The organism is Bradyrhizobium sp. OAE829 (assembly GCF_040546575.1).
GTDB lineage: Bacteria > Pseudomonadota > Alphaproteobacteria > Rhizobiales > Xanthobacteraceae > Bradyrhizobium.
In genome coordinates this window covers 3,834,337-3,857,578 of the sequence record NZ_JBEPOE010000001.1, presented here as the reverse complement: position 1 = coordinate 3,857,578, position 23,242 = coordinate 3,834,337, and the positions used below count along the sequence as shown (strand labels likewise).

At 61.4% G+C, this 23,242-nt stretch carries 16 protein-coding genes and 1 pseudogene; 6 read left to right on the top strand and 11 right to left on the bottom strand.

Annotated features, from left to right (window positions below; genetic code table 11):
* Positions 1 to 148: 148 nt before the first annotated feature.
* The 3 genes and pseudogenes from ABIE49_RS18830 to ABIE49_RS18820 form a co-directional block, all read right to left on the bottom strand.
* Positions 149 to 1,310 (bottom strand): annotated as a pseudogene (locus tag ABIE49_RS18830) (IS30 family transposase).
* A 171-nt stretch (positions 1,311 to 1,481) separates the two neighbouring features.
* Positions 1,482 to 3,056, bottom strand: coding sequence for a winged helix-turn-helix domain-containing tetratricopeptide repeat protein (locus tag ABIE49_RS18825; protein WP_192735608.1), 1,575 nt, complete (start codon positions 3,054 to 3,056; stop codon positions 1,482 to 1,484).
* 213 nt (positions 3,057 to 3,269) lie between these two features.
* Complete coding sequence (locus ABIE49_RS18820; protein WP_354066873.1) at positions 3,270 to 4,697, bottom strand: adenylate/guanylate cyclase domain-containing protein; 1,428 nt, start codon at positions 4,695 to 4,697, stop codon at positions 3,270 to 3,272.
* Between the two features lie 1,178 nt (positions 4,698 to 5,875).
* Here ABIE49_RS18820 and ABIE49_RS18815 point away from each other — a divergent pair.
* Positions 5,876 to 6,391, top strand: coding sequence for a terminase small subunit (locus ABIE49_RS18815; RefSeq protein ID WP_354066872.1), 516 nt, complete (start codon positions 5,876 to 5,878; stop codon positions 6,389 to 6,391).
* Between the two features lie 408 nt (positions 6,392 to 6,799).
* Here ABIE49_RS18815 and ABIE49_RS18810 read toward each other — a convergent pair whose 3' ends face one another.
* Positions 6,800 to 8,188: an MFS transporter gene (locus ABIE49_RS18810; RefSeq protein WP_192735606.1), complete on the bottom strand. Its 1,389-nt coding sequence runs from the start codon at positions 8,186 to 8,188 to the stop codon at positions 6,800 to 6,802.
* A gap of 6 nt (positions 8,189 to 8,194) precedes the next feature.
* On the bottom strand, positions 8,195 to 9,217 hold the full coding sequence (locus ABIE49_RS18805; protein WP_192735605.1) for an MBL fold metallo-hydrolase: 1,023 nt from the start codon (positions 9,215 to 9,217) through the stop codon (positions 8,195 to 8,197).
* 204 nt (positions 9,218 to 9,421) lie between these two features.
* On the opposite strand from ABIE49_RS18805, the gene ABIE49_RS18800 reads away from it, so the two are divergent.
* The 3 genes from ABIE49_RS18800 (at position 9,422) to ABIE49_RS18790 (ending at position 13,288) form a co-directional block, all read left to right on the top strand.
* Positions 9,422 to 10,684: an MFS transporter gene (locus ABIE49_RS18800; protein WP_192735604.1), complete on the top strand. Its 1,263-nt coding sequence runs from the start codon at positions 9,422 to 9,424 to the stop codon at positions 10,682 to 10,684.
* Between the two features lie 157 nt (positions 10,685 to 10,841).
* The gene (locus ABIE49_RS18795) at positions 10,842 to 11,834 is read left to right on the top strand and encodes a tripartite tricarboxylate transporter substrate-binding protein (protein WP_192735603.1); all 993 of its coding nucleotides are present in this window, start codon (positions 10,842 to 10,844) and stop codon (positions 11,832 to 11,834) included.
* Positions 11,835 to 12,019: 185 nt separating this feature from the next.
* Positions 12,020 to 13,288: a S1C family serine protease gene (locus ABIE49_RS18790; protein WP_192735602.1), complete on the top strand. Its 1,269-nt coding sequence runs from the start codon at positions 12,020 to 12,022 to the stop codon at positions 13,286 to 13,288.
* 13 nt (positions 13,289 to 13,301) lie between these two features.
* Here ABIE49_RS18790 and ABIE49_RS18785 read toward each other — a convergent pair whose 3' ends face one another.
* Positions 13,302 to 13,766 carry an Lrp/AsnC family transcriptional regulator gene (locus ABIE49_RS18785; RefSeq protein ID WP_192735601.1) on the bottom strand — a complete coding sequence of 155 codons (465 nt, stop codon included), beginning with the start codon at positions 13,764 to 13,766 and terminating at the stop codon, positions 13,302 to 13,304.
* Between the two features lie 160 nt (positions 13,767 to 13,926).
* Here ABIE49_RS18785 and ABIE49_RS18780 point away from each other — a divergent pair, with 160 nt between their 5' ends.
* A complete protein-coding gene (locus ABIE49_RS18780; protein WP_192735600.1) occupies positions 13,927 to 14,940 on the top strand; it encodes a 1-aminocyclopropane-1-carboxylate deaminase in 1,014 nt (337 codons plus the stop codon).
* A gap of 15 nt (positions 14,941 to 14,955) precedes the next feature.
* On the opposite strand, the gene recQ is transcribed toward ABIE49_RS18780, so the two are convergent.
* The 4 genes from recQ to ABIE49_RS18760 form a co-directional block, all read right to left on the bottom strand.
* A complete protein-coding gene (recQ, locus tag ABIE49_RS18775) occupies positions 14,956 to 16,818 on the bottom strand; it encodes a DNA helicase RecQ (protein WP_192735599.1) in 1,863 nt (620 codons plus the stop codon).
* Positions 16,819 to 16,900: 82 nt separating this feature from the next.
* Entirely contained in the window at positions 16,901 to 18,277 is a 1,377-nt protein-coding gene (locus ABIE49_RS18770) for a vWA domain-containing protein (RefSeq protein ID WP_192735598.1), read from the bottom strand.
* Positions 18,278 to 18,282: 5 nt separating this feature from the next.
* Positions 18,283 to 19,233, bottom strand: a complete 951-nt coding sequence (locus ABIE49_RS18765; protein ID WP_192735597.1) for an AAA family ATPase — start codon at positions 19,231 to 19,233, stop codon at positions 18,283 to 18,285.
* 108 nt (positions 19,234 to 19,341) lie between these two features.
* On the bottom strand, positions 19,342 to 19,977 hold the full coding sequence (locus ABIE49_RS18760) for an HAD-IA family hydrolase (RefSeq protein ID WP_354067539.1): 636 nt from the start codon (positions 19,975 to 19,977) through the stop codon (positions 19,342 to 19,344).
* Positions 19,978 to 20,087: 110 nt separating this feature from the next.
* Here ABIE49_RS18760 and ABIE49_RS18755 point away from each other — a divergent pair, with 110 nt between their 5' ends.
* Entirely contained in the window at positions 20,088 to 20,849 is a 762-nt protein-coding gene (locus ABIE49_RS18755; RefSeq protein ID WP_192735595.1) for a S1 family peptidase, read from the top strand.
* A 99-nt stretch (positions 20,850 to 20,948) separates the two neighbouring features.
* On the opposite strand, the gene ABIE49_RS18750 is transcribed toward ABIE49_RS18755, so the two are convergent.
* Positions 20,949 to 23,171 carry an acetate--CoA ligase family protein gene (locus ABIE49_RS18750; protein WP_192735594.1) on the bottom strand — a complete coding sequence of 741 codons (2,223 nt, stop codon included), beginning with the start codon at positions 23,169 to 23,171 and terminating at the stop codon, positions 20,949 to 20,951.
* Positions 23,172 to 23,242 lie beyond the last annotated feature (71 nt).

The window sequence follows — 23,242 nt, the reverse complement described above, 5'->3', positions numbered from 1 at the left end:
GGACGAGCATCTTATCGGGCTAGACCGTCCTTCAGAAGGGGCGGATTGGGCTGAGCCACAGGTGCCAGCAGGCCAGGCAAATGCCCGTTTCGGGTCATTTGCGTCGGTTTTGGCCGGACCACGGCACTTCCGGTCTACACCTGCCGGCTCAACCGATCGACGCAACACAGGCGTTAAATCTCTCTGCTGGCGTCTCAAATAGCAAGGTCTCACGTGGTCGCTCGTTTAGTTGACGAGCCACTTTGTTCAGATGGGCTTGTGAATGCACCGACAAATCGGTTCCCTTTGGAAAGTACTGTCTTAGCAGGCCATTGGTATTCTCGTTCGACCCGCGTTGCCACGGGCTTTGCGGGTCGCAAAAATAGACATCGATGTTGGTCGCCATCGTAAAGCGCCGATGATCCGTCAGTTCCTTGCCCCGGTCCCAGGTCAGGGACTTATACAGCTCTTTTGGAAGCTTCTTCGACTGCTTGATGAGCGCATCGACTACAGTCCGGGTGTCCTTGCCTGCCACCTTGGCCAACATCACGTAACGGGTATGACGCTCGACCAAGGTCGCGATGTAGGTGTTATTCGGCCCAGACAGCAGATCGCCCTCCCAATGGCCAGGCACCGCTCTATCTTCAACCGCAGCCGGTCGTTGACGGATTGAGACGGCATCCTTCATATGTCCGCGTCTGTCACCATTCGGATCAACCGGTCTGGAGCGACGCATCGAGCGCGTCGATCGAAGATGGCAAAGCAGCTCTTTTTTGAGCACGCCACGCGCCTGGACAAACAGGCTGCGATAGATGGTCTCGTGTGACACCTGATTGCACTCGTCTTCAGGATACGTTCTCTTCAGCCAGCCGGCGACTTGCTCGGGTGGACCAATCTAATCTGAGCTTCCTTGCCACTGCCTGGCGAAGCCGCGGATTGGTCGCCAGCTTACAACATTTTGGACGACGAGATCGTGCCCAGGCAATCTCGTCCGCAACTGTCGCCCGGTAGCGATCGCAGCCGCCATTGCGGCTCATTTCACGGCTCACCGTCGAGGGCGAGCGGCCAAGTAATTTGGCGATCGACCGGGACGATTGGCGTGCCGTAACGCCTCTGGAAATCACCTCGCGTTCCGCAAGCGTCAACGCCAACCTGGAGCGACGTCGCTCCGCAGGACGATACCCTCCATGTGGGGCAACTAGAAAATAGATCGACGATGACTGCTTACCAAAAGCTCGCCCGATCGCCTTCAGTGACTCTCCGCGCTTCCAACGGTCCCATAATTCCGTCTTTTCAGCCGCGGTAAACCCTCTATGAAATCTCCGCTCCATCCCACACTCCCATCTTTTCCTCTAAGATAGAGTGTTGCGTCGATCGGTTGAGACCGCCACCGGTGAACGGACATTCTCAGGACAGGCAGGCATGTCTCAAAAGTGCGAAAAGCGGAGGTCGCCACTCTAGTTCAATCCTCGTCGCCACGGGCGAAATCCTGGGTGCGATGGTCATTCGGGCAACCCGGCTCGCCGCAGTCCATCTGCGTATCGCGCAAAATCTTCGGTATGCTGGTAAGGGCCCAGTACATCTCTAAGATTTGAAATCCGTAGCGTGGGATTGAGTTGCCGCAGCCGAGCCATTGCCTTGTGTGCTTGGTCAGCCCGTCCGGCCATTGCGTGGCTTGCGGCGGCTTGGCGTAATGCGGGCTGAAGGTCCGGATTGTCCTGCAATGCTATTGCAGCCCATGATGCCGCCTCGTCATAGTGGCCGAGGAGGAAGTGTGCATACGCGGTCCCACTTCGCATACGCCCCGCCGTTAGATCGACTGGGCTCAGGCGCATAGCTCGCTCGAAGCGCTCGATCGCTGCTTCCGGCTCGCCAAGCCAGTTTTTAGCCCAGCCGCCGTTAGACCATGCCTCTGCCGAATTGGAATTGAGCCCAAGCGCTCGATCGATCAGGGTGGCGCCTTCCCAAAGATCACAAGCAACATACATCAACGCGTACCCGCTGGTAGCGAGAGCGATCGCGTCATCCTTGCCCAACTCGACCGCTCGTTGAGCAAACCTTGTCATCTTAGCAATCTCGTCCGGTGTGATTGCAAAATAGCCATTGGCCTTGGCATAGACGTAGCAATACGCCGCACGACCATAGGCAGATGCAAAATCAGGGTCTAGCTCGATCGCGCGGTTGAACAGATGCGATGCCTCCTCGTTCGCTTGTCTATTAAACTGATAAAGCCTGGCCAGACCGCGTATATAGAGGGCATAGGCGTCGAGACTTTCGGTTGGCTGGCGCTTGGCACGCTCGATTTCGGCTTTTTCCACTGCCGGCGCGATCGCCCCGACAACGCTCTCGGTCACCTGGTCTTGCAGATCGAAGACGTCGCTGAGACCACCATCAAACCGGTCTGCCCAAAGATGTGCCCCCGTGGCAGTATCGACAAGCTGTCCTGTGATGCGCACGCGATTTGCCGATTTGCGAACGCTACCTTCCAACACGTAGCGCACCCCAAGCTCGCGCCCGACTTGCTTTACGTCGACGGAGCGCCCCTTGTATGTGAAGCTCGAGTTGCGGGCGATGACGAACAGCGCCTTGAAATGAGACAGCGCCGTGGTGATGTCGTCCACCATTCCGTCCGCGAAATAGTCCTGCTCCGGATCGGAGCTCAGATTGGTGAAGGGGAGAACCGCGATCGAGGGTTTATCGGGCAGCGCGAGGGCAGGTTTCGGCGGTTGACCCGGATTGTCGGCGGTTGCCGCGCCTCCGCCCCCCTGAGCTTCCCTCACTAATCCGACGAAGCGGAAGCCCTTTCGCGGCAACGTCTTGATGAGGCGCTGCTGCTCGCCCGAGTCACCGATGGCGCTTCGCGCGGCATTCAGGCGGGTCGTGAGCGCCGTTTCGGAGACGATACGCCCCTTCCAGATGGCGTTGATCAGGTCGTCCTTGCTAACGACATGCTCCCGGTTGCGGATCAGGTAGTCCAGCAAGTCGAAAACCTGCGGCGGGATGGCAACCAGTTCAGCGCCGCGACGAAGTTCACGGCGGTCGGTGTCCAAAGCGCAATTCTCGAAGAGGTAGCGCAAGTTGCCATTCCCCCAAGCAACGTCCGATCACTGGGCTCCACTACGGCAGGGCAAAGATTAAGCTGCCGGTGACAAAAATGTAAGGAGCGAGTAAAGCGGGCTCGCTCATGCCTTGGCATCCTATAGGCCGATACAACGCCCAAGGAGAGACCGCCATGAGCACGATAACAGTATTGGGACAGCCGTCCGTGTCGCCCCGGCAAGTCTCTGGCTTCATTGGGCGATGCTGGAATGCGCTTCAGGAGCGACGAGCACGCGAGAGGGTGCGGACCGCCTTGAGGCGACGGCCTTCTCCCCGGCTTGCAGCGCTTCTTCATGGCGACGTTGAAACAAGCGCACGTATCCGATGACCGTGTAGGCCTCGCCGCAGCCCGGGTCGGCTGCCAAAGCACGAGCAGCGCACTTCAGTGCCGCTTCGTATAATGCGGTCCGACCTTGTTCCCAACTAAATCGAGCTTGGTCAGTCAGTGTCCATCCCAGTTGAACCAGAACCGGGGTGAAGTCGGGATTGATTTCGAGCGCCCGCTCTAGGAAGTTCCGTGCTTGCGCGTGGGTGTGTCGTGAGAAGTTAATGTATAAGGTTCGACCTTTCAGAAAATGCTCATAGACCAGCGGACTCCCGGAGCGCTTTCGCCAAACTCGGGCCTGTTCGCCAAGCGTTAGCCGAACCTCAAGAGCGGCGACAATATCCTGCGTAATGCGATCTTGAAGATCGAACACGTCATTTAAGTCGCCATCGAAGTGATCGGCCCAAAGATGGTGCCCATCCAAACTGTCGATCAACTGAGCCGTCAACCTCACTCGATTGCCAGCTTTGCGAACGCTCCCTTCCAGCACATAGCGAACACCGAGGGTCCGGCCGACCTCGCGCACGTCCTTTGTCTGGCCTTTGAATACAAAACTTGAATTGCGAGCGATAACGAACAGTTCTTGGATTTTTGACAACGTAGTTAGCACGTCTTCGGCGATCCCATCTGCGAAAAATTCCTGCTCAGGGTCATCGCTCATGTTCTGAAACGGCAACACGGCTATCGAAGGCTTATCAGGTGGAGGAGGGGGAATTCCAGTGCCGGACGTCGAGGTCGACACAACTGACGGTGCTATTTCGAAATGATCCCTAATTCTTGCTGCGTAGACGCGCACGGGACGGTTTATGTTTTTGAGGTTGTGCTCCCCCAGATCGGCAAATGCGACAGCAACCTTGCCACGAACCTGTTCGTACGCTGAAGATGAGATACAGATGCCGCCAGGTGCGGCAATGCCCTCAAGTCGTGCTGCGACATTGACGCCGTCACCAAGTATGTCGTCGCCCTCGATCAGGATGTCTCCGAGATTGATCCCGATGCGGAAGAGCATTTGCCGGTCTTGCGGGATATCCTGGTTGCGCTCTGCCATGACCGCCTGCACAGCAGCCGCACATTCGACTGCGTCCACCACCGAAGGAAACTCAATCAGCACCCCGTCTCCCGTGCTCTTCACAAGGCGACCCCCGTGTTTGGCCACGAGAGCATCGGTCACCACGCGGTGTGCGCGGAGTGTGCGGGCGGTGGCGACCTCGTCTGCCCCCATCAAACGGCTGTAGCCGGCAACATCCGCCGCCAAAACCGCTGATAACCGGCGTTCGACCCGATTGCCGCTCAATGTGACACCCTCAAATGTGACACCCTCAAGACCGGATGGTCGCTAGCTAGGATCAAATCATACCAAGGTGCTAATCCGCTAGGCCAAATGTCCGCTTTGGGGTCACTGGCGGAAGTCGATATCCATTCTGGCGGAGGTCCGCGCCGGCACCGTGAACGGACATTCCCGGGCTGCTCGCATCTGAATTAGATCTGGGCCGCAGGCCTTGGGCTGGGGTAGCCGTTTTAGGGTTCCCCAGCAAGGAGAACGCCTGCGACTGTGATTTTTCGTTCGACTACAGGGAAATTTGGGTACCCTTTGCCGATACCGGCAATGGCTTCCCGTACTAGCTTCCGTAGAAATTCGTTCTCGCTTACTGCCGCATATTCGAAGGCACTCTTTAAACTTGGAGTCGTTACCCCTTGGGTCTTGTCTCGGCACAACCAAGCACTGTAAGGAGCAAGTAAGCTCGAATCCGCGGTGATTGTGAACCTCGAACCGACCCTAAATATTCGGACATCTCAGTATCGGCGCACTCATGATCGCGCCCCACGCCCTTCCGAATAGGTGAGTACGTGTGGAAATCCCGGTGGGCTGAGACACTGGTCGGCGCGTCCGGGCTACCCTGCCTGACGTGTCCTTGGACTAAACGACCCAAGCAGGCACGGTCGATAATCAAAGCCTGACGAGAGACGGGAAAGCTTTAGACCGTCAAAGGGTGACGTGATCGTCGGGTCGGTCCGTCGCCAACTTATGATCGCGCCCCACGCCCTTCCGAATAGGTGAGTACGTGTGGAAATCCCGGTGGGCTGAGACACTGGTGCGCGTCCGGGCTACCCTGCCTGACGTGTCCTTGGACTAAACGACCCAAGCAGGCACGGTCGATAATCAAAGCCTGACGAGAGACGGGAAAGCTTTAGACCGTCAAAGGGTGACGTGATCGTCGGGTCGGTCCGTCGCCAACTTCGCGCAGACAAGCAGAGGATAATAGGGGCTCACCGCACTGCCGGTCCCGACCACGAAGTGGTTCCTCTGATCCGGTGATACCGAAAGCCGTAATACGCACGGGTCATTTTGCTGCGGAGCAAAGGGATGTTTCGGACCAACTTCAGCTCCGGATAAATTCGTGATAAGAAGCGATTACCAAACGCTCGAACACACCGTCACCAATGCCCACATTACTAAAAGCCAAGCACGAGATGGTCGCGCAAGCACTTGCGGCTGGCAAAACCCAGCGCGAAGCATATCAGGCTGCCGGCTATAGCTATAGACCGGCGAACGCCCATCGGCTTTGCACAGACCCTGCAATCGAGGCACGGGTAAATGAAATCGCCGCGCACCGCTACGTAGACGAGCGCCGGGTTCGAGAGATTGCCATTAACGAGGCTGGCCTCGATGAGGCTTGGATCATCAAACGGCTGAAATACCTGACGGATGTCTCACTACAGGGACGGGCAATTAAGAAGAACGGCGTTTCAACGGGGGAGCACACCAAGCCCGACGGGCCAACCGCGGTGAAATGCCTGACTTTGGCCGCCAAAATTATGGGAATGCTGGTCCATCGGCACGAGGTTGGCGATCCTGGGGAGTTCTCCCGGATGACCGATCAAGAACTAGACGCCTGTCTGAGGGCTCAGGGAAGAGCGCTGGGACTGCCTGAAGATGCGATCAAGAAAATGTTGAGTGGGCCAACGCCGAGCGAGGCTGTGCAATAGTCTGCTGATGATCTGCCCGCCTGTGTGTGACCTATGATTTGCTTACCAGCCATACCCGTTGCCACACGAGCAGCGCCACCACTTAAATTCTCAACTACGTTTGTATATGAGTTTGTGGACCGGGAGCTTCCCAAACACCTAATCCTTTGAAAAATAAACGAAATCAAATTACCTTTGGAGGACACTCTCTCCGCCACCCGCCTTCGCTTGCGCTTCGGCGCGGCACGCCCGCGGTGCATTGGTAATGCCGAGGAACCAACGCCGGAGCATTGGCCTTATTGGTGGATGAAGGCGTCAAAATCAGCCACGACCGATATCATCGCCGGGCTTGCGCTCGCCATCGCGCTGGGCGCGACCGGCTATTACGGCTATTTGGCGTGGCTGCTGGTGTCGCCAGATTGAGCGTGCCTACGCCTTGCCGATCCTGCGCGGTGCAAGCATCAACAGGCCCGCCGCGACAAATGCCAGTACCGCTGCGAGCTGAAAGGTCTGCTGGAAGGCTTCGAAGAAGGCGTGCTTGGCTTGCAGAATCTCGAACACCAGAAAGAAAACCGACGCCGCGGTCACGGTGCCGAGCGTTCGTGTGAGGAGCGCAAGGCTGCCGGCAACGCCGCGCTCCGTCAGCGGAAGTGTTGCCGTCACGATGTCCGAATAGGCGAGCTGGAACAGGCCGAGGCCGATCCCCTGCACGATCAACCCTGTCACCCGCAGTGCAGTCGGGGTCTGCGCCGTCCACGCGCCCAGCAGCAGAAGTCCGGCGCCAATGATGGCGGCACCTGCGATGGCCAGCCGCTCCGATGAAAATAGCCGCCCGGTGAGGCGGCCGCCGATCGGCGCTGCCAGCGCCGCGCCGGCCGCGCCAGCGGCCAGGATGGCGCCGCCCTCCGTCAGCGCGTAGCCGGGCATTCGCGCCAGATAATAGGGCACCAGCAGCCAGACCGAAAAGGCTGCGAGATTGGCCAGCACGCTGACGAGATTGAGCAGCGCAAAGCCCGGCAGCTTCAGAATTTCCATCGCGATGATCGGTCGCGCCGCGCGGGATTGGCGGAAGGCAAAGGCTGCAAACGCCACGACGGATAGCAATCCGAGCCAGACGGCGGAAAACTCTCTGACGCGGTTGATCGCCATCAGCATGGTCACCAGGCCCAGCGCCAATGCGATGCCACTCAGAATGTCAAAGCGTTCGCTTGTCAGGCGCAGCGGGGCTATGGGCAGGCCGCGGAGCAGCAGCAGTGCCCCGATCGCGATGGGAATCCGGAACCAGAACACCGCCGGCCAATCCCAGATCGCCGTCAAAGCGCCGCCGAGCAGCGGACCGAGCATCCAGCCCAATGCCATCATCATCGTGTAGATGCCGAGCGCCCGGCTGCGTCGCGCTTCGCCGTAGAGCGACGTCACCAGTGCCACGCCGCAGCTCATCACCAGTGCCGCGCCGATCCCCTGCAGGCAGCGAAACACCAGCATCGCGCCGTAGCTGGGCGCACAGCTGACCAAGAGCAACGCCACCGCGCTGCAGATCAACCCGGCCCGGTAGACGACCGCGTGACCGATGGTGTCGCCGATGCGCCCGAGCGCCAACAGCAGGCTGGCGTAGGTCAAGACGTAACAGATCACCACCCACTGGATGTCGCCGATCGAAAGTTCGAAGCCGCGGGTGATGGCAGGGAAGGCAATATTGACTGACGTGTCGAGCTGCGCCGTGGCCGTGCCCAGCCCGATCATCGCGATCTGCCACCCCTTCGAGTGGAGCAGGCCGGCTGATATTTTGGGCGGCTCGGGTTCGGTTGCTGAAGGCACGTTGTGTTACGCCGGTGCGAAGCTGATCGCACCATTAGCATCGACATCGCGCGTCAGCCTGCCAATCGAAGCCAGCATGTTCAGATGCGCAAGCGACTCGCCAAAAGCCTGGCGCGGATTGGCGTACAGCACCCGCGGAAACACTTCCTGCGCGATTGCAAATGCCGTGGTCTTGCCCGTGACGACGGATGCCACGTCGTCGAGCCGCACCTGATGATGTTCGCGCAACTGGGCGAGCCGGGCATGCAGCCCACGAAACGGCAGGCCGTGCGACGGCAGCACCAGGGTATCCGGCGACAGCGCCTCTAGCCGCGTCAGCGCCTCCAGATACTGCTTCATCGGGTTGGCTTCCGGCTGTGCCGACGGCACGATGACTGACGGCGCCATGTGCGACAGGATCTGGTCGCCGGCGATCAGGATCTTGTCGCTCTCGCAATAGAACATCGCATGTTCGGGCGAATGTCCGCCCGCCGTGATCGTCAGCCACTCGCGCTGTCCCATGGCGATCACATCGCCGTCCCGGATACGAATGAATTCGCGCGGCGGCCGCAGGCCAAGATATTGCGATGGGCGCTGCGCCTGGATGATTCCGGCGGCGTCCTCGTCGGAGGCGCCGTTCCGCTTCATGAAGGCGGCAAAATGCTCGTCGGGACCCTCTTCGCGCTCATGCCACATCTTCCAGCCGCTGAGCCATTCGGCGAGCGGCATGCGGACCGTGCATTTCATTTCCTTCACCAGATACCCAGCGAGGCCGAAATGATCGAGATGGGCATGCGTGAAGGTGAGGTTCTGCAACGGACGGGCGCGCAACAGCCCGCGCCAGAGCTTGTCCCAGATCTCAAAACTGTCGTCGGTGTTCAGCCCGCAATCGACCAGCGTCCATCCCGGACCGTTGTCGAGCAGCCAGCAATTGACGTGATTGGGAATCGTCGGCATCGGTAGCCGCACCCAGAACAATCCGGGCAGCACGTCGGTGAACTCACCATAGGCCGGCGGGCGCTGGACCGTGAATTTCAGATCATCGGACATTCGTTTCCCCTGCCGCATAGCTTACGCGATTTCGTCAGGCCATCAACGTCAAAGGGATTTTCATGCCTCCCATGCGGGCTTGGGCAGCAAAATCTTCCATTGGGGCCTTGAGGGAGAGCCGTTTTTCCTAGAGAAGGTGACGTACGGCCTCGCGCGCTCGGCGACGCGCGACGCCTCCCGAGGTCTGTTGGGCAAAAAACAATAATGGATGCACTGAACCCCCAATCAGGGCTCAAGCCGGAAGCGGATCCCGCGCAGGACCTCGACCGGCGCGCGCGTCGCAACCTCCTGCTGCTGGCGTGTTGCCAGGCGGTCGGCCAGTCCTGCAACACCATGATGTTTGCGGCGACGGGATTGTCCGTCATTACCTTCTATCACCATCCCGAGTTCGCCAACCTGCCGGTCACGATGCAGCACCTCGGCGTCATGATCTGGGTATTCCCGGCGGCGCTCTTGATGCAGCGGGTCGGCCGCAGCATCGGCTTTCGCGTCGGCTCGCTGTTCGGCATGGCCGGCGCCATCATCATGTGCGCCGGACTGTACACCGCCAACTTCATGGTCATGTGCGCCGGCGGTCTCATCCTCGGCTACGCGGTAGCCTGCCTGCAGATGTACCGGTTTGCCGCGGCGGAACTGGTGCCGATCCATTACCGTGCCAAGGCGATTTCGTGGGTCACGGCCGGCGGCGTCGCCGCTGCGGTGATCGGCCCCAGCCTCGTGCGCGTGACGCATGATCTGGTGATGCCGCTGTATCTGGCGACCTATGCCGCCATTCTCGGCCTGCATGTGATCGTCTTTGCGGTCATGTCCTTCATTACCTTCCCCTCGGTCGCGGCTTCGGTCGCTGCCGAGGGTGCAGCCCTCTCTTCAGCGCCGCCGCGTCCGCTGTGGGTGATTGCCAGCCAGCCGCGCTTCATCGCCTCTGTCATCGCCGGCATGCTCGCGTTCGGCACGATGTCCTTCATCATGAGCGCGTCGCCGCTGGCCATCGTCGGCTGCGGATTTCCGCATGCGGAAGCCCACTGGGTCATCTTCATGCATGTGCTTGGCATGTTCGTGCCGTCGTTCTTCACCGGCAATCTGATCAACCGGTACGGCGCCACGACTGTGATGGCCTGGGGCGTCATGCTCATGCTGGCCGGCGTTGCTGCCGCGCTCGCCGGGCTGAGCGAATGGAATTTCCGGATCGCGCTCACGGTCAACGGCGTCGGCTGGAATTTCCTGTTCGTCGGCGCCACCACTGTCGTGACGACCTGCTACCGCCCGAGCGAGCGTGGCAAGACCCAGGCGCTGAACGATCTCCTGGTTTTCAGCACCACCGCGACGTCGAGCTTCATGGCGGGTTTTCTGCAGGACCGCTGGGGCTGGCATCCGCTCAACTGGTTTTCGGTGCTGCTGATGCTGGCCGCCGCCGCCGCGGTCATATGGCTTCGCTACCAGCGGCCGACATTGAGCTCGGCGCATTAGGAATTCCCGCGTCGCATTGTATTTGATTTGCAGGCGTACAATCAGCATGATCTGAACTCACGCGATACCGCCTGCTTTGCTGCAGTGCGATTTCGCGGACGCGTATACGACCGCAAACATGCGGCATGACAAGAAAAACCATGGGAGAGACGCCGTCGTGATCAATCGGCATTTTAGAAGCGCGTTTATCGGCTTTGGCCTCCTGCTTGGCGCGCTTGCAGCGCCGGCCCATGCGCAATCGTCTCCCAGGACGGTAACGCTGGTGGTTCCCTATGCGGCCGGCGGCGGCACCGATACGGTCGCGCGCCTGATCGGCGAGCGGATGTCGGGCACGCTTGGCCAGACCATCATCATCGAGAACGTGGTCGGCGGCGGCAGCACGCTGGCCAACGACCGTGTTGCCAGATCGGCGCCTGACGGCTCCACCATCCTGATCAATCACGTCGCGTTGCTGGCGGCGCCCAGCCTGTTCATCAATCTGCGCTACGACACGGCAACCGCATTCGAGCCGGTCGGCCTCGTCAACAACGCGCCGATGGTGTTGATCGGCCGCAAGTCAATCCCCGGCACGGGACCGAAGGACTATGTGTCCTGGATCAAGGCGCAGGGCGACAAGGCGAACTTCGCGCATGGTGGTATCGGCACCAACAGTCACTTGTGCGCTGTCATGATGGGCAATGTGCTCGGCTTCAAGCCGACCGTCGTGGCGTATCGCGGATCGGCGCCGGCGATCGGCGATCTCCTGGCGGGACAGATCGATCTGCTGTGGGACCAGGTGACCAATGCGCTGCCGCAGATTCAGGCCGGAACGCTTCACGGCATCGCCATTACGTCGCCAAAACGGCTTGAACAATTGAAAGACGTGCCGACCACCGCCGAGCTCGGCATGCCCGAGGTCAGCTACACGATGTGGCATGGCCTCTACGTGGCCAAGGGCACGCCCAAGGAGACCGTCGGCGCACTGAATTCGGCGCTCCGCAAGGCGCTGGCTGACCCGGTGCTGCTGGAGAAGCTGACGCAACTCGGCACCCTGCCATTCCCTGAGAGCGAGTTGACGCCCGAGGCGCATGCACGCCTGTTCGCCGCCGACCTGCCACGGGTGGCAAAGCTGGTTGAAAGCTCTGGCGTGAAGGCGAGCGAAGCGAAATAGGGCGCTGTGCCTCGCAGTTCAATTTCCGGATTGACACGCGGGAGTTGAAAGAACAAAATAGGAACATGTGGAGGCTTTGGCTGCACTTCGCGCCGGTCGCGGTGACGCGGCGCTGAAGATTCGCGCAGCGCTTGCGGTTTGATTTCAACGCCTCTTATGATGGACGCTCATTTGAGTGGATCGAAATGAAATTTGCAATCAAAGCAATTGTTGCCGCGTTCTGCCTGATTGCGACGCTTTCAACCTCGGATGCCCGCGGCCCCTATGGCACGATCAATGTCGGTAACTGGAAGGGCGGAGCCTATACCCACGACCAGAGCGGCGCTTTCACGCATTGCGCTGCGGGGGCGCAATACGCCAGCGGCATCTATTTTGCCGTCACGATCGACAATAAAGCGGGATGGAGTCTGGGGTTTGCCCACGATGGATGGGCGTTTGCGAACGGACAGGCATTTCCGATTGTCCTGACGTTTGATGGTCAGACGCCGTTCAATGTCCATGGTGTTCCGCTCTCCGGCAAATTGCTCCAGGTGCCGATGCCGGATAACTCGGCGCTCATTGCGCAATTCCGCAAGGCCAAGACGATGACGGCCTTTACGCAAGGGCAGCTTTTCCAGTTCAAGCTCGATCAGACCGCGCAATTGTTGCCCGCGCTCGCCAATTGCGTGGCTACCGTCAAGAAAGGCGGCGTTGCTGCCGCCGGCGAGTTCGCGGTCGCCCCGAAGCAAGTCGCGGCGGCCGGGCCGGCGCAACCGAACGCAGCGCCGCCGAAGGGCGGCAGATCTGTCAACCAGACGGGTACCGGCTTCGTCGTCAGCGCCACCGGGCACGTTGTCACCAATCAGCACGTGATCAATGGCTGCGTTGGCGACATCCTCGGAAATTTGACCGGCGAGGCTCCGCTCAAGCTGCGTCTCGTTTCGAGCGACGAAACCAACGATCTCGCACTGCTGCAGGCGCCGAGCCCCTTCAAGGAAGTGGCGACAATTCGGGGCAAGGCGATCCATTCGGGCGACACCGTCGTTGCCATCGGCTATCCGTTCCACGGCCTGTTGTCCTCCGATTTCACGGTCACCACGGGGATTGTAAGCTCCCTGAGCGGCATCATGAATGATACCCGCTTCCTGCAAATCAGTGCTGCGGTTCAGCCTGGCAACAGCGGCGGGCCGCTGCTGGACACCAGCGGCACGATCGCCGGAATGGTTGCGGCAAAGCTCAATGCGTTGAAAGTTGCCAGGGCGACCGGCAACATCCCCGAGAACATCAATTTCGCGATCAAGACCGGCGCGCTGCGGGACTTTCTGGACAACAGCGTCGTGCCCTACCAGACCGCCGTCGAGGCAAAGGCCGAGCTGAAGACGTCCGACATCGCGCGCAATGCAAGGGCGTTCACGCTGCTGATTTCCTGTACGGCGACCGAACAGAGCGCGAGCGCGAAAAAATCGAGCGAGTGATCCCGCTCGCTTTTCAAAAATCCAGCGGCGCGTTGTCGACGACTTCCTTCATGACGAAGAAGGTTCGGGTCTGGCGCACGCCGGGCAGTGCGATCAGCTGCTCGCCATGGATGCGGTTGAAATCTTCCATGTCGCCGACGCGGATCTTGAGGAAATAATCGAAATCGCCGGCCACCAGGTGGCAGTCGAGGACGAATTTCAGTTTCGCAACGGCGCGCTCGAACGAGGCGAAACTTTCGGGCGTGGAGCGGTCCAGCACGACGCCGACCATGACCAGCGCGCCCTTGCCGACCCTGCGCGGCGCCACCATGGCGCGGACCGTGCTGACGAATCCGTCGTCGAGCAGGCGCTGGGTGCGGCGATGACAGGTAGCCGGGCTGACCCCAACCGCTTCGGCCAGCTCAGCATTGCTGAGCCGTCCGTTATTCTGCAGCAAACGCAACATCTTGAGGTCGATGCGGTCCAGTCGGGTACTCACGGAAGAATCTCTCATAAAATTGGTAGTAGATGGACGAAAACTACCATCTGTGACCATTCTGGCAACAAATCTGTCAAAATCCGGAAGCAACTTAGAGAGCACCTTTCCGTCGTCTGATGATAGGCGTTCCCGCAAGATCAGACATCAACGGGGATGACGCATGCTGGAAAAATTCGAACGCTATCCGCTGACATTCGGGCCGACCCATATCGAGAAGCTGGAGCGGTTGACGCAGCATCTCGGCGGCAAGGTCGAACTCTACGCCAAGCGCGAGGACTGCAATTCGGGGCTGGCATTCGGCGGCAACAAGCTGCGCAAACTCGAATACATCGTTCCCGACGCGATCGCTTCCAACGCCGATACACTGGTCTCGATCGGCGGCGTGCAATCCAATCACACCCGCATGGTCGCCGCCGTCGCCGCCAAGATCGGCATGAAATGCCGCCTGGTGCAGGAAAGCTGGGTGCCGCACGAAGACGCCGTCTACGACCGCGTCGGCAACATCCTGCTCAGCCGCGTGATGGGCGCCGACGTCCAGCTGGTGGATGAAGGTTTCGACATCGGCATTCGCCAGAGCTGGGAAGAGGCGATCGCAGACGTGAAAGCCAAGGGCGGCAAGCCCTATGCGATCCCGGCAGGGGCTTCCGTGCACAAATATGGCGGGCTCGGCTATGTCGGCTTTGCCGAAGAAGTCCGGGCCCAGGAAAAAGAACTCGGTTTTGCTTTCGATTACATTGTGGTCTGCACCGTCACCGGCTCTACCCATGCCGGCATGCTGGTCGGATTTGCCAAGGACGGCCGCGCGCGCAAGGTGATCGGCATCGATGCTTCCTTCACGCCTGATCAGACCAAGGCCCAGGTGCTCGATATCGCCCGCAACACGGCTTCCCTGGTTGAACTGGGCAAGGAGATCGTCGAGGACGACGTTGTGCTGATCGAAGACTACGCCTATCCCGCCTATGGCGTTCCCTCGGAAGAGACCAAGGAAGCGATCCGGCTTTGCGCGCGGCTCGAAGGCATGATCACCGATCCGGTCTACGAGGGAAAATCCATGCAGGGCATGATCGATCTCGTGAACAGGGGCTATTTCCCCAAGGGATCGAAAGTGCTCTACGCCCATCTCGGCGGTGCGCCCGCGATCAACGGATATGCCTACACGTTCCGCAATGGCTGACGCGGCGGCGAGTGCCTAGCGCTCCGCGGACTTCACCAGCGCGATCAACTCGTCGCCATAGTGCTCGAGCTTCTTGTCGCCGATGCCGGGGATGTTGCGCAGTTGGTTGAGCGTCGCGGGGCGGGACGCGGCGATGCCGTCGATGGTCGAATCGTGCAGTACGACATAGGCCGGCACGCCGCGCTTGCGCGCGATCTCGGAGCGCCACGCCCGCAGCGCGGCCTGCAGGCCGGCATCGGCGGGCGCACCTTCTCCGGTAGACCGTGGCGCCAGATCTCCGCGTCTTGATTTGGTGCGGCTGGCGCGGACGCGGGTGCCGGCGGGCGCCTCGCGCAACATCACCGCGGTCTCGCCCTTCAGCACGCCGCGCGCGCTCTCGGTCAGCTTCAGCGCGCCAAAGGCCTCGCTGTCGGCGCGGAGGTGGCCCATGGCGACGACCTGCCGGATCGCGGCGCGCCATTGCTTCTCGTTGAGTTCGGCGCCGATACCGAACACTGAAATCTTGTCGTGGCCGAATTGCGTGACGCGCTCGGTCATGCGGCCGACCAGCACATCGATCAGATGCATGGCGCCGAAGCGCTGTCCGGTGCGATAGGCGCATGACAATATTTTCTGCGCGATCACCTTGCCGTCGAGAAGCTGCGGCGGTGAAAGACAATTATCGCAATTGCCGCAATTGCCGGCGCTGACCGCTTCGCCGAAATAGCCGAGCAGGCGGCTGCGCCGGCAGCCCGCGGTCTCGGCGAGGCCGACCAGTGCATCGAGCTTGCCGACCGACACGCGCTTGAACGCGTCCGAGCCGGTGGATTCGTCGATCATGCGGCGCTGCTGCACGATATCGGACAGGCCATAGGCCATCCAGGCGCTGGAGGGCTTGCCGTCGCGGCCCGCGCGCCCGGTCTCCTGGTAATAGGCCTCGATGCTCTTCGGCAGGTCGAGATGCGCGACGAAGCGCACGTCGGGCTTGTCGATGCCCATGCCGAACGCGATGGTGGCGACGATCACGACGCCGTCTTCGTTGATGAAGCGATCCTGGTTGCGGGATCGCAGACCGGCGTCGAGGCCGGCGTGATAAGGCAGCGCCGGCACGCCGGCCTTGTTCAATGCCGCGGCGGTGTCCTCGACCTTGGCGCGCGACAGGCAATAGACGATGCCGGCGTCGCCGGCATGGCGCTCGCTGATGAAGGCCTTGAGCTGGGCGGGCGCGTTCTGCTTGTCGACGATCTCATAGCGGATATTCGGGCGGTCGAAGCTGGCGACAAAACGCGGCGCATCGGTAAGCTTGAGCCGCTCGGCGATTTCCTGGCGCGTGAGGTCGTCGGCGGTGGCGGTCAGCGCGATCCGTGGCACATCGGGGAAACGCTCTGATATGACGGATAGGCCGATATACTCGGGCCGGAAGTCGTGCCCCCATTGCGACACGCAATGCGCCTCGTCGATCGCAAACAGCGCGATCTTGGCGCGGGCAAGCAGGCCGAGGCAGCGCGGCGTCAGCAGCCGCTCGGGCGCGACATAAAGCACGTCGAGGTCGCCGGCCAATAGCCGCTGCTCGACCTGGTTGGCTTCCTCATACGACAGCGTCGAATTCAGCACCGCGGCCTTGACGCCGGCTTCGAGCAGGCCGGCGACCTGGTCGCGCATCAATGCGATCAGCGGCGACACCACGATGCCGCAGCCTTCGCGCAACAATGACGGCAGCTGATAGCACAGCGACTTGCCGCCGCCGGTCGGCATCAGCACCAGGCAGTTACCGCCGTCCGTGACGTGACGGACGATCTTTTCCTGCTCGCCCCGGAAAGCCGGCAGGCCGAATACGGAGTTCAGCACGGCCAGCGCGTCGGGGGCTTTGTCCGGCTTGCGGTTAAGGGCTGCTTCCATATCGGCTTCAAAACGGGGTCAACAGGCGGGAATCGGGGTGCGCGAGACGAACAATACAGGATTCAGGCGCCTTAGGGTGGAACTACTGATAGCTCGCCACGATATCCGACACTGCGCGTTCCAGCTGTTGCGCGGTCGCACATTGCCGCACGACGGTGCAGAAGGTCGAATAACGCGGCATTTCCGAATCGCCCCAGCCCCAGGCCATGCGCCCTTCGGGATTGAGCCACACCAGGCGCTTCGATCGCTCGCCGATACGGCGAAGGATATCCGCGCGAGGATCGAGATTGTTGCTGCGGGCGTCGCCGAGAATGATCACCGTGGTCTGCGGCGTGATCGCGTTCATCCATTCGTGCTCGAAATCGGCGAAGGAGTTGCCGTAATCCGACGAACCGAAGCCGACCTTGGACATGATCTCGGCCATCGCCTCTTCCGGCGATTTCGATTCCAGGATGTCGCTGACCTCGATCAGATGGCCGGAAAAGGCGAACGAGCGGACATCCGAGACCACTTCGTGCAGGCTGTGGATCAGCAGCAGGAAGAAATCCGACACCCGCGCCACCGAACCGGAAACGTCGCACAGCGCGATGATCTTCGGCTTGTCGCGGTGGCGCCATTTCCATGCGGTGAGGAACGGCACGCCGCCCCAGGCGGCGTTGCGCCGGATGGTCCGGCGCACGTCGAGATGGCCGCGGCGCTGGCGTTTGCGCGGCTTGCTGTAACGCTCGCGCAGGCGGCGCGCGATCTGGCGGATCAGAACCCGCATCTGCGCGACCTGCCGCGGCTCGATCCGCGACAGCGGCGCGTTGCGCAGGATTTCGTTGCGCAGGTTCTCGGCTTCCTCGCGGCCGTACAGCATCAAGGCTTGCGAGACGGTCTCGCGCACGGTGTCGCGCAAGCCGTCGAGTGCTACCTGCAGCCGTTCCGCAAGGGCGGGGTTGGTCGCGGTCAGTGCGTCGAGGTCGTCGCGCAGGCGCTGGATGCCCATCTGGTCGAGGATGCGGCCCGAGAAGATGCCGCGCTGCGTGAAGTAGCGGATGTCGGACAGATATGCGGCATTCGAAGCGTTGGCGATGGCAGCCGCCATCGCGTTGCGGTCCTGCGACAGCAGCATCTGCGCGAGTTGGCCGAGATCCCGGGCCTGGTCGCCGCCATCGGCGTCGCCTGGCGCATCGGACGTCGCACCGGATTCCGGCGTGTCGGACTTGTCCGTCTCGCTCTCTTCGGAAGGTGGTGGCGTCGGCTCGGGCTGATCGAAGAACAGATCAAAGCACGCTCCGAGCGCCTTCTTCTCGTCCTGGGTTTTCGCGAGCGTCAGCAGAAATGTGTCGCGCAGCACGGTGCGGTCGCTGAAGCCGACCTTGGAGACCGCGCGCATCGCATCGATGCTTTCGGCCGGCGAGAGCCTGACGCCTGCGCCCCGCGCCGCACGAAAGAAGCGATGCAGGTTTTCTCTCATCCGTTTTATCCGAAGACGACGCTCTGCCGCGAGGTCTTGGCGATGAAGGTAGATACCTGGGGCAGTGTGGCCTCGATATCCGCCTCGTACTTCAGCAGCACGTTGAGCGTATCCTTGACGATCTCGCTGCCGAGTTCGGGCGCCTGCAGCAGAACCAGCACCCGCGCCCAATCGATCGTCTCGCTCACCGACGGCAGTTTCTTCAGGTCGAGCGAGCGAACTTCGTGGATGAAGCCGACCATCTGCTTGCGCAGCGTCTGCGAAATTCCGGGTACGCGGCTTTCAACGATGCGCTCTTCCAGCTTCTGCTCGGGGAAGCCGATGTGCAAATGGAGGCAGCGCCGCTTCAGCGCGTCGCCGAGATCGCGTTCGCTGTTCGAGGTCAGGATCACGGTGGGGGCCGCGACGGCGGTAACGGTGCCGAGTTCCGGAATCGTGACCTGGAAATCGCTGAGGATTTCCAGCAGCAGCGATTCGAACTCGGCGTCCGACTTGTCGATTTCGTCGATCAAGAGCACGCAGCCGGCCGGCTGTTCCAGCGCCTGCAGCAGCGGCCGCGGTTCGACGAATTCCTTGGAGAAGAACACGTCGCCGAAATCATGCAATTGTGCCAGCGCGTCGTGCAGCGTTTCGGCGCCGCCGAGCACTTCGCCGAGCTTGTCCTTCAGGATCTGCGTGTACAGCAGCTGCTTGGCGTATTTCCACTCGTAGAGCGCCTTGGCTTCGTCGAGGCCCTCGTAGCATTGCAGGCGGATCATCTTGAGCCCGCGCCACGCCGCGATCGCCTTCGCAAGCTCGGTCTTGCCGACGCCGGCGGGACCTTCGACCAAAATGGGCTTGTCGATCTGCTGCGACAGATAGACCGCGGTCGCGATCTGCCGGCTCGCAATGTAGCCCTGCGCGGCAAGGCCGCTTTCCACTGCCTCGATCGAGGCGGTCGGCCCTTTGTCAGCCACGGGTTTCAACTCCGAAATTCACTGGATTTCAAGGTGTTCTGCCCTCGTTCCCTGCAAAGAACAAGCCTCGTTTGCTCATATGGAGGCGGCAAATTCGGCTAATTCCGCCTAGCGCAATGTGAGCCCGGTCGCCGCCTCCAGCTCCGTGATCGCCTGCGCCGCATTGAGCACCTTGATCGTGGTCATGCCCATCTGCCGCGCCGGCTTCAGGTTGACGCCGAGATCGTCGAGATAGACGCAGTTTTTGGGATCGACCTGCAGCGTTTCGACCATCATCTGGTAGATGCGCGGGTCGGGCTTACGCAGGCCGATCTTGGCGGACTCGATGACGTGATCGAACAGCACCATGACCTCGGCGACATAGAGCGAACGGCCGCTGCGGCTGCCGATCGCGTTGGCCGGAAGGTTGTTGGTGATGCAGCCGGTCTTGAATTTGGCCTTCACGCGTTTGAGCGCCTCGACCATTTCGGGGCGCAAATCGCCCGAGAGCAGAGGCAGCACGTCCCTGCCGCGGACCTCGGCGCCCAGCGCCTTCGATTCCGTGGCGAACAGCGCATCGAAGGCTTCGATATCGACTTCCGCGCGCTCGAATTTCGCCCAGGCGTTTTCCAGATGATTGGCGGCGTTGGTGCGCCGGATGATGTCGGCGGGCAGCCCGCGCTCGGTCTCGAACCGCGTAAAGGCCTCGAACGGCGAAGTGGTCAGCACCCCGCCGAAATCCCAGATCACCGCCTCGACCATTATTTCCCCGCCATATCAATACGCGACGGGGGAGCGGCTAACACGGAATGCCCTTCCGGGCCAGTCCGATCCGCGGCTTGGCGATGTCGGTTGCGCGGGGTATTGCTGCGGCCATGAAAGTCCTCGCTCGAATAATTGCCAGTCTTGCGCTGCTGGTGACCGCGCCGGCTTACGCTATCGTGGGCGGCGGCGCGCCATCCGCCGAGGGCGTCGGTCGTTCGGTCGTCACCATTGTCGGTTCCCGCGGCAATTTCTGCACCGGCGCGGTGATCGCGCCCAAAATCGTGCTGACCGCGGCACACTGCGTGCAGCCCGGTGCCGATTACAAGATCGTCGAATATGGCGCCGACCAGCAGCCGTCGTTGCAGGACGTCAAGAGCGTCGCCATTCATCCCGGCTTCAAGATGCAGGCGATGCTGGCGCACCGGGCGACGGCCGATGTGGCGCTGCTGCAATTGGGTTCTCCCGTCAAAGGCAAGACGGCGTCGACGCTCGGCATGCCCAACATTCCCATCATCGTCGGCAGCCGCTTTACGATCGCCGGCATCGGCGTCACGACGCGCGGCGACGGCAAGAGCGGCGGCACCATCCGGGCCGCCGGATTGGTCGCAACCGGCAAGCCGGGGACGCTGCAGATTCGGCTGGTCGATCCCGTGAGCCAGGGCACCCGCGACGGGCTCGGCGCCTGCACGGGAGACTCTGGTGGGCCGGTATTCGAGGACAAGCAATCAGGTCCGGCCATCGTTGGCGTCGTCAGCTGGTCGACCGGACCCAATAGCTCGGCCGGTTGCGGTGGGCTCACCGGCGTCACGCCACTGACGCTCTACCGCGACTGGCTGGTGCAGACCGCGCGGCAATGGGGCGCGGGGTTGTGAGCCCAACTGTCATTGCCGGGCTTGACCCGTCAATCCATCCCCTTCAAGCGATTCATTTTTGATGGATGCGCGGGTCAAGCCCGCGCATGACAAGGGAGCCTAATGCCCCGCCGCCTTGTTCGCGGCCGCGTTGTTGAGCACGATCAGGCCGTCGACGGCGACGCCGACCTTGCTGTTGATCAGGAACGGATTGACGTCGATCGAGGCAATGCGGGTTCCCGCGTCCGCCATTAGATTGGATAGCCCAACCAGCGCCTTCACCGCGGAAGCCTCGTGCAGCGCGGGCTTGCCGCGATAGCCCTTCATCTTGACGCCGGCCTTGGTCTTGCCGATCAGCTGTTTCGCCTCGTCGGCATCGAGCGGCGCGCCGGCAAGCGCGACGTCCTTCATCAGTTCGATATCGACGCCGCCGGTGCCGAACAGCACCACGGGGCCCATCTCGGCATCGAGCGAGGCGCCGACCACGAGTTCGAGGTCGGACTTGACCTGCTGTGCGATCAGAATGCCTTCGAGCTTCGGCTTGTTCTTCAGCTTCCTGACCCGCGCGGTGATGTCGTTGAACGCCTTCTTCACCTCGGCGGCATTGTTGATGTTCAGCACCACACCGCCAATGTCCGACTTGTGCAGGATCTCGGCGCTGACCACCTTGGCGACGACGGGGAAGCCGATCTTCCTGGCGATCTTCACCGCGTCCGCCGCGGTCTGCGCGATCTCTTCCTTTGAGACGGGAATGCCGTAGGCCTTCAGCAGTTTCTTCGAGGCGACTTCGTCGAGCGCCGCAGCGCCGTTGGCGCTTTTTAGCGTCTTCTCCAGCACGGCACGGGCGGAAGCCTTCGAACTCGACGCGATCTCCGGCACGACTTTGCGCAGCGAGGCATATTCGATCAGCGACTTGATCGCGCCCACCGCGCGGTCGAGGCCCTGCATGACCGCGATGTTCGGCAGCGACTTACGCAGGCCCTTGGTGAACTCGGTGAAGCCGATCGACATCGCGCTGATATAGACCACGGGCTTGCTGGCCGCCCCCGCCATGTCGTTGACGATACGCAAATTGCGTTCGCGCAGTTCATGCGGCGCCTTCGGCAGTTCGGCGTCGATGATGACAATATCGGTATCGGGATCGTCGATCATGATTTTGATCGACTGCATATAGACGGAGGGATCGACCACCGCGGCAAATCCGGCGTCGAGCGGATTGCCGACGATGCTGCCCGGTCCGAGCATCTTTGCGAGTTTCTCGGTCGCGTCCGCGCTCAGTGGCGCGAAGTTGAGCCCGGCTGAATCGAATGCGTCGATCAGCAGGCCGCGCTTGCCGCCCGACAGCGACACCGCGGCGAGGCGATTGCTATTTGGCGGTTCGGCATGCACGAAACATTCGGTGGTCTCGATCAGTTCGTCGAGGCCGCGAACGCGGATCACGCCTTCGCGCGTCGAGATCGCATCGAAGGTTTGAATGGAGCCGGCAAGCGCGCCGGTATGCGCCATCGCAGCGGCGCGGCCGCCCTCGGAGGCGCCGAGCTTGAGCGCGATCACCGGCTTGCCGGCGGCACGCGCGGCTTTGCAGGCCTCGCGGAACACCTTGGTGTTTCGCACGCCTTCGAGATAGACCACGATCACGCGGATCGACGGATCGGCCGCGAAATAGGCCATCAGGTCCGGCGTCTCCAGCCCGGTCTCGTTGCCGGTCGTGACCATGTAGCCGACGCCGACGCCGCGATCTTCCAGCGCCTGCCGGATCGCCATCACGATCGCGCCGGATTGCCCGGCGATCGCGACGGGACCGGCTTCCATGGTGACGATGCGGTCGTCGATATTGGTGAACAGGTTTTCGCCCGCGCTCAGATTACCGAGGCAATTCGGGCCGGTCACGGCAAGGCCGGTTTCACGCACCGCCTCTTTCAGTTCGACGGCCAGCCGCTGGCTTTCGGCGTCCTGCAACTCGCTGAAGCCCGAGGTGACGATGGTGGCGGAACGCGCGCCGGCCGCCGCGGCGTCGCGGATCACCTGCACCGCGAAACGGGCCGGCACCAGCACCAGTACGTGGTCGGGTTTCTCCGGAAGGCTGGCGAAATCCTTGAAACAGGGCACGCCCCAGATCGTTTCGCGCTTGGAATTAACGGGAAACAGTTTGCCCTTGTATTGGTATTTGATCAGATTGTTCCAGATGCGCTCGGCATAGTTCCCGGGCTTATCGGTCGCGCCGACCAGCACGATGTTGCGCGGGTGCAGCATCGCATGGATGCTTTTGACGATGTCGCTGGCGTCGGACGAGGGCGACCAGTTTTCGGCCGAATGCGACGCGTTGACTACCCGAGCTTCCATGGAGCGTGCCCTTACCTTGTTGTTTCCTTTGGCAGACGGCGATCTCGTGCGATCGCTTCGGCCATGCGTTT

Excerpts from the sequence above, each read along its gene's own strand:
- ABIE49_RS18815 (WP_354066872.1), top strand. The coding sequence starts at position 5,876 with ATGGTCGCGCAAGCACTTGCGGCTGGCAAAACCCAGCGCGAAGCATAT.
- ABIE49_RS18805 (WP_192735605.1), bottom strand. The coding sequence starts at position 9,217 with ATGTCCGATGATCTGAAATTCACGGTCCAGCGCCCGCCGGCCTATGGT.
- ABIE49_RS18800 (WP_192735604.1), top strand. The coding sequence starts at position 9,422 with ATGGATGCACTGAACCCCCAATCAGGGCTCAAGCCGGAAGCGGATCCC.
- ABIE49_RS18790 (WP_192735602.1), top strand. The coding sequence starts at position 12,020 with ATGAAATTTGCAATCAAAGCAATTGTTGCCGCGTTCTGCCTGATTGCG.
- ABIE49_RS18780 (WP_192735600.1), top strand. The coding sequence starts at position 13,927 with ATGCTGGAAAAATTCGAACGCTATCCGCTGACATTCGGGCCGACCCAT.
- recQ (WP_192735599.1), bottom strand. The coding sequence starts at position 16,818 with ATGGAAGCAGCCCTTAACCGCAAGCCGGACAAAGCCCCCGACGCGCTG.
- ABIE49_RS18770 (WP_192735598.1), bottom strand. The coding sequence starts at position 18,277 with ATGAGAGAAAACCTGCATCGCTTCTTTCGTGCGGCGCGGGGCGCAGGC.
- ABIE49_RS18755 (WP_192735595.1), top strand. The coding sequence starts at position 20,088 with ATGAAAGTCCTCGCTCGAATAATTGCCAGTCTTGCGCTGCTGGTGACC.
- ABIE49_RS18750 (WP_192735594.1), bottom strand. The coding sequence starts at position 23,171 with ATGGAAGCTCGGGTAGTCAACGCGTCGCATTCGGCCGAAAACTGGTCG.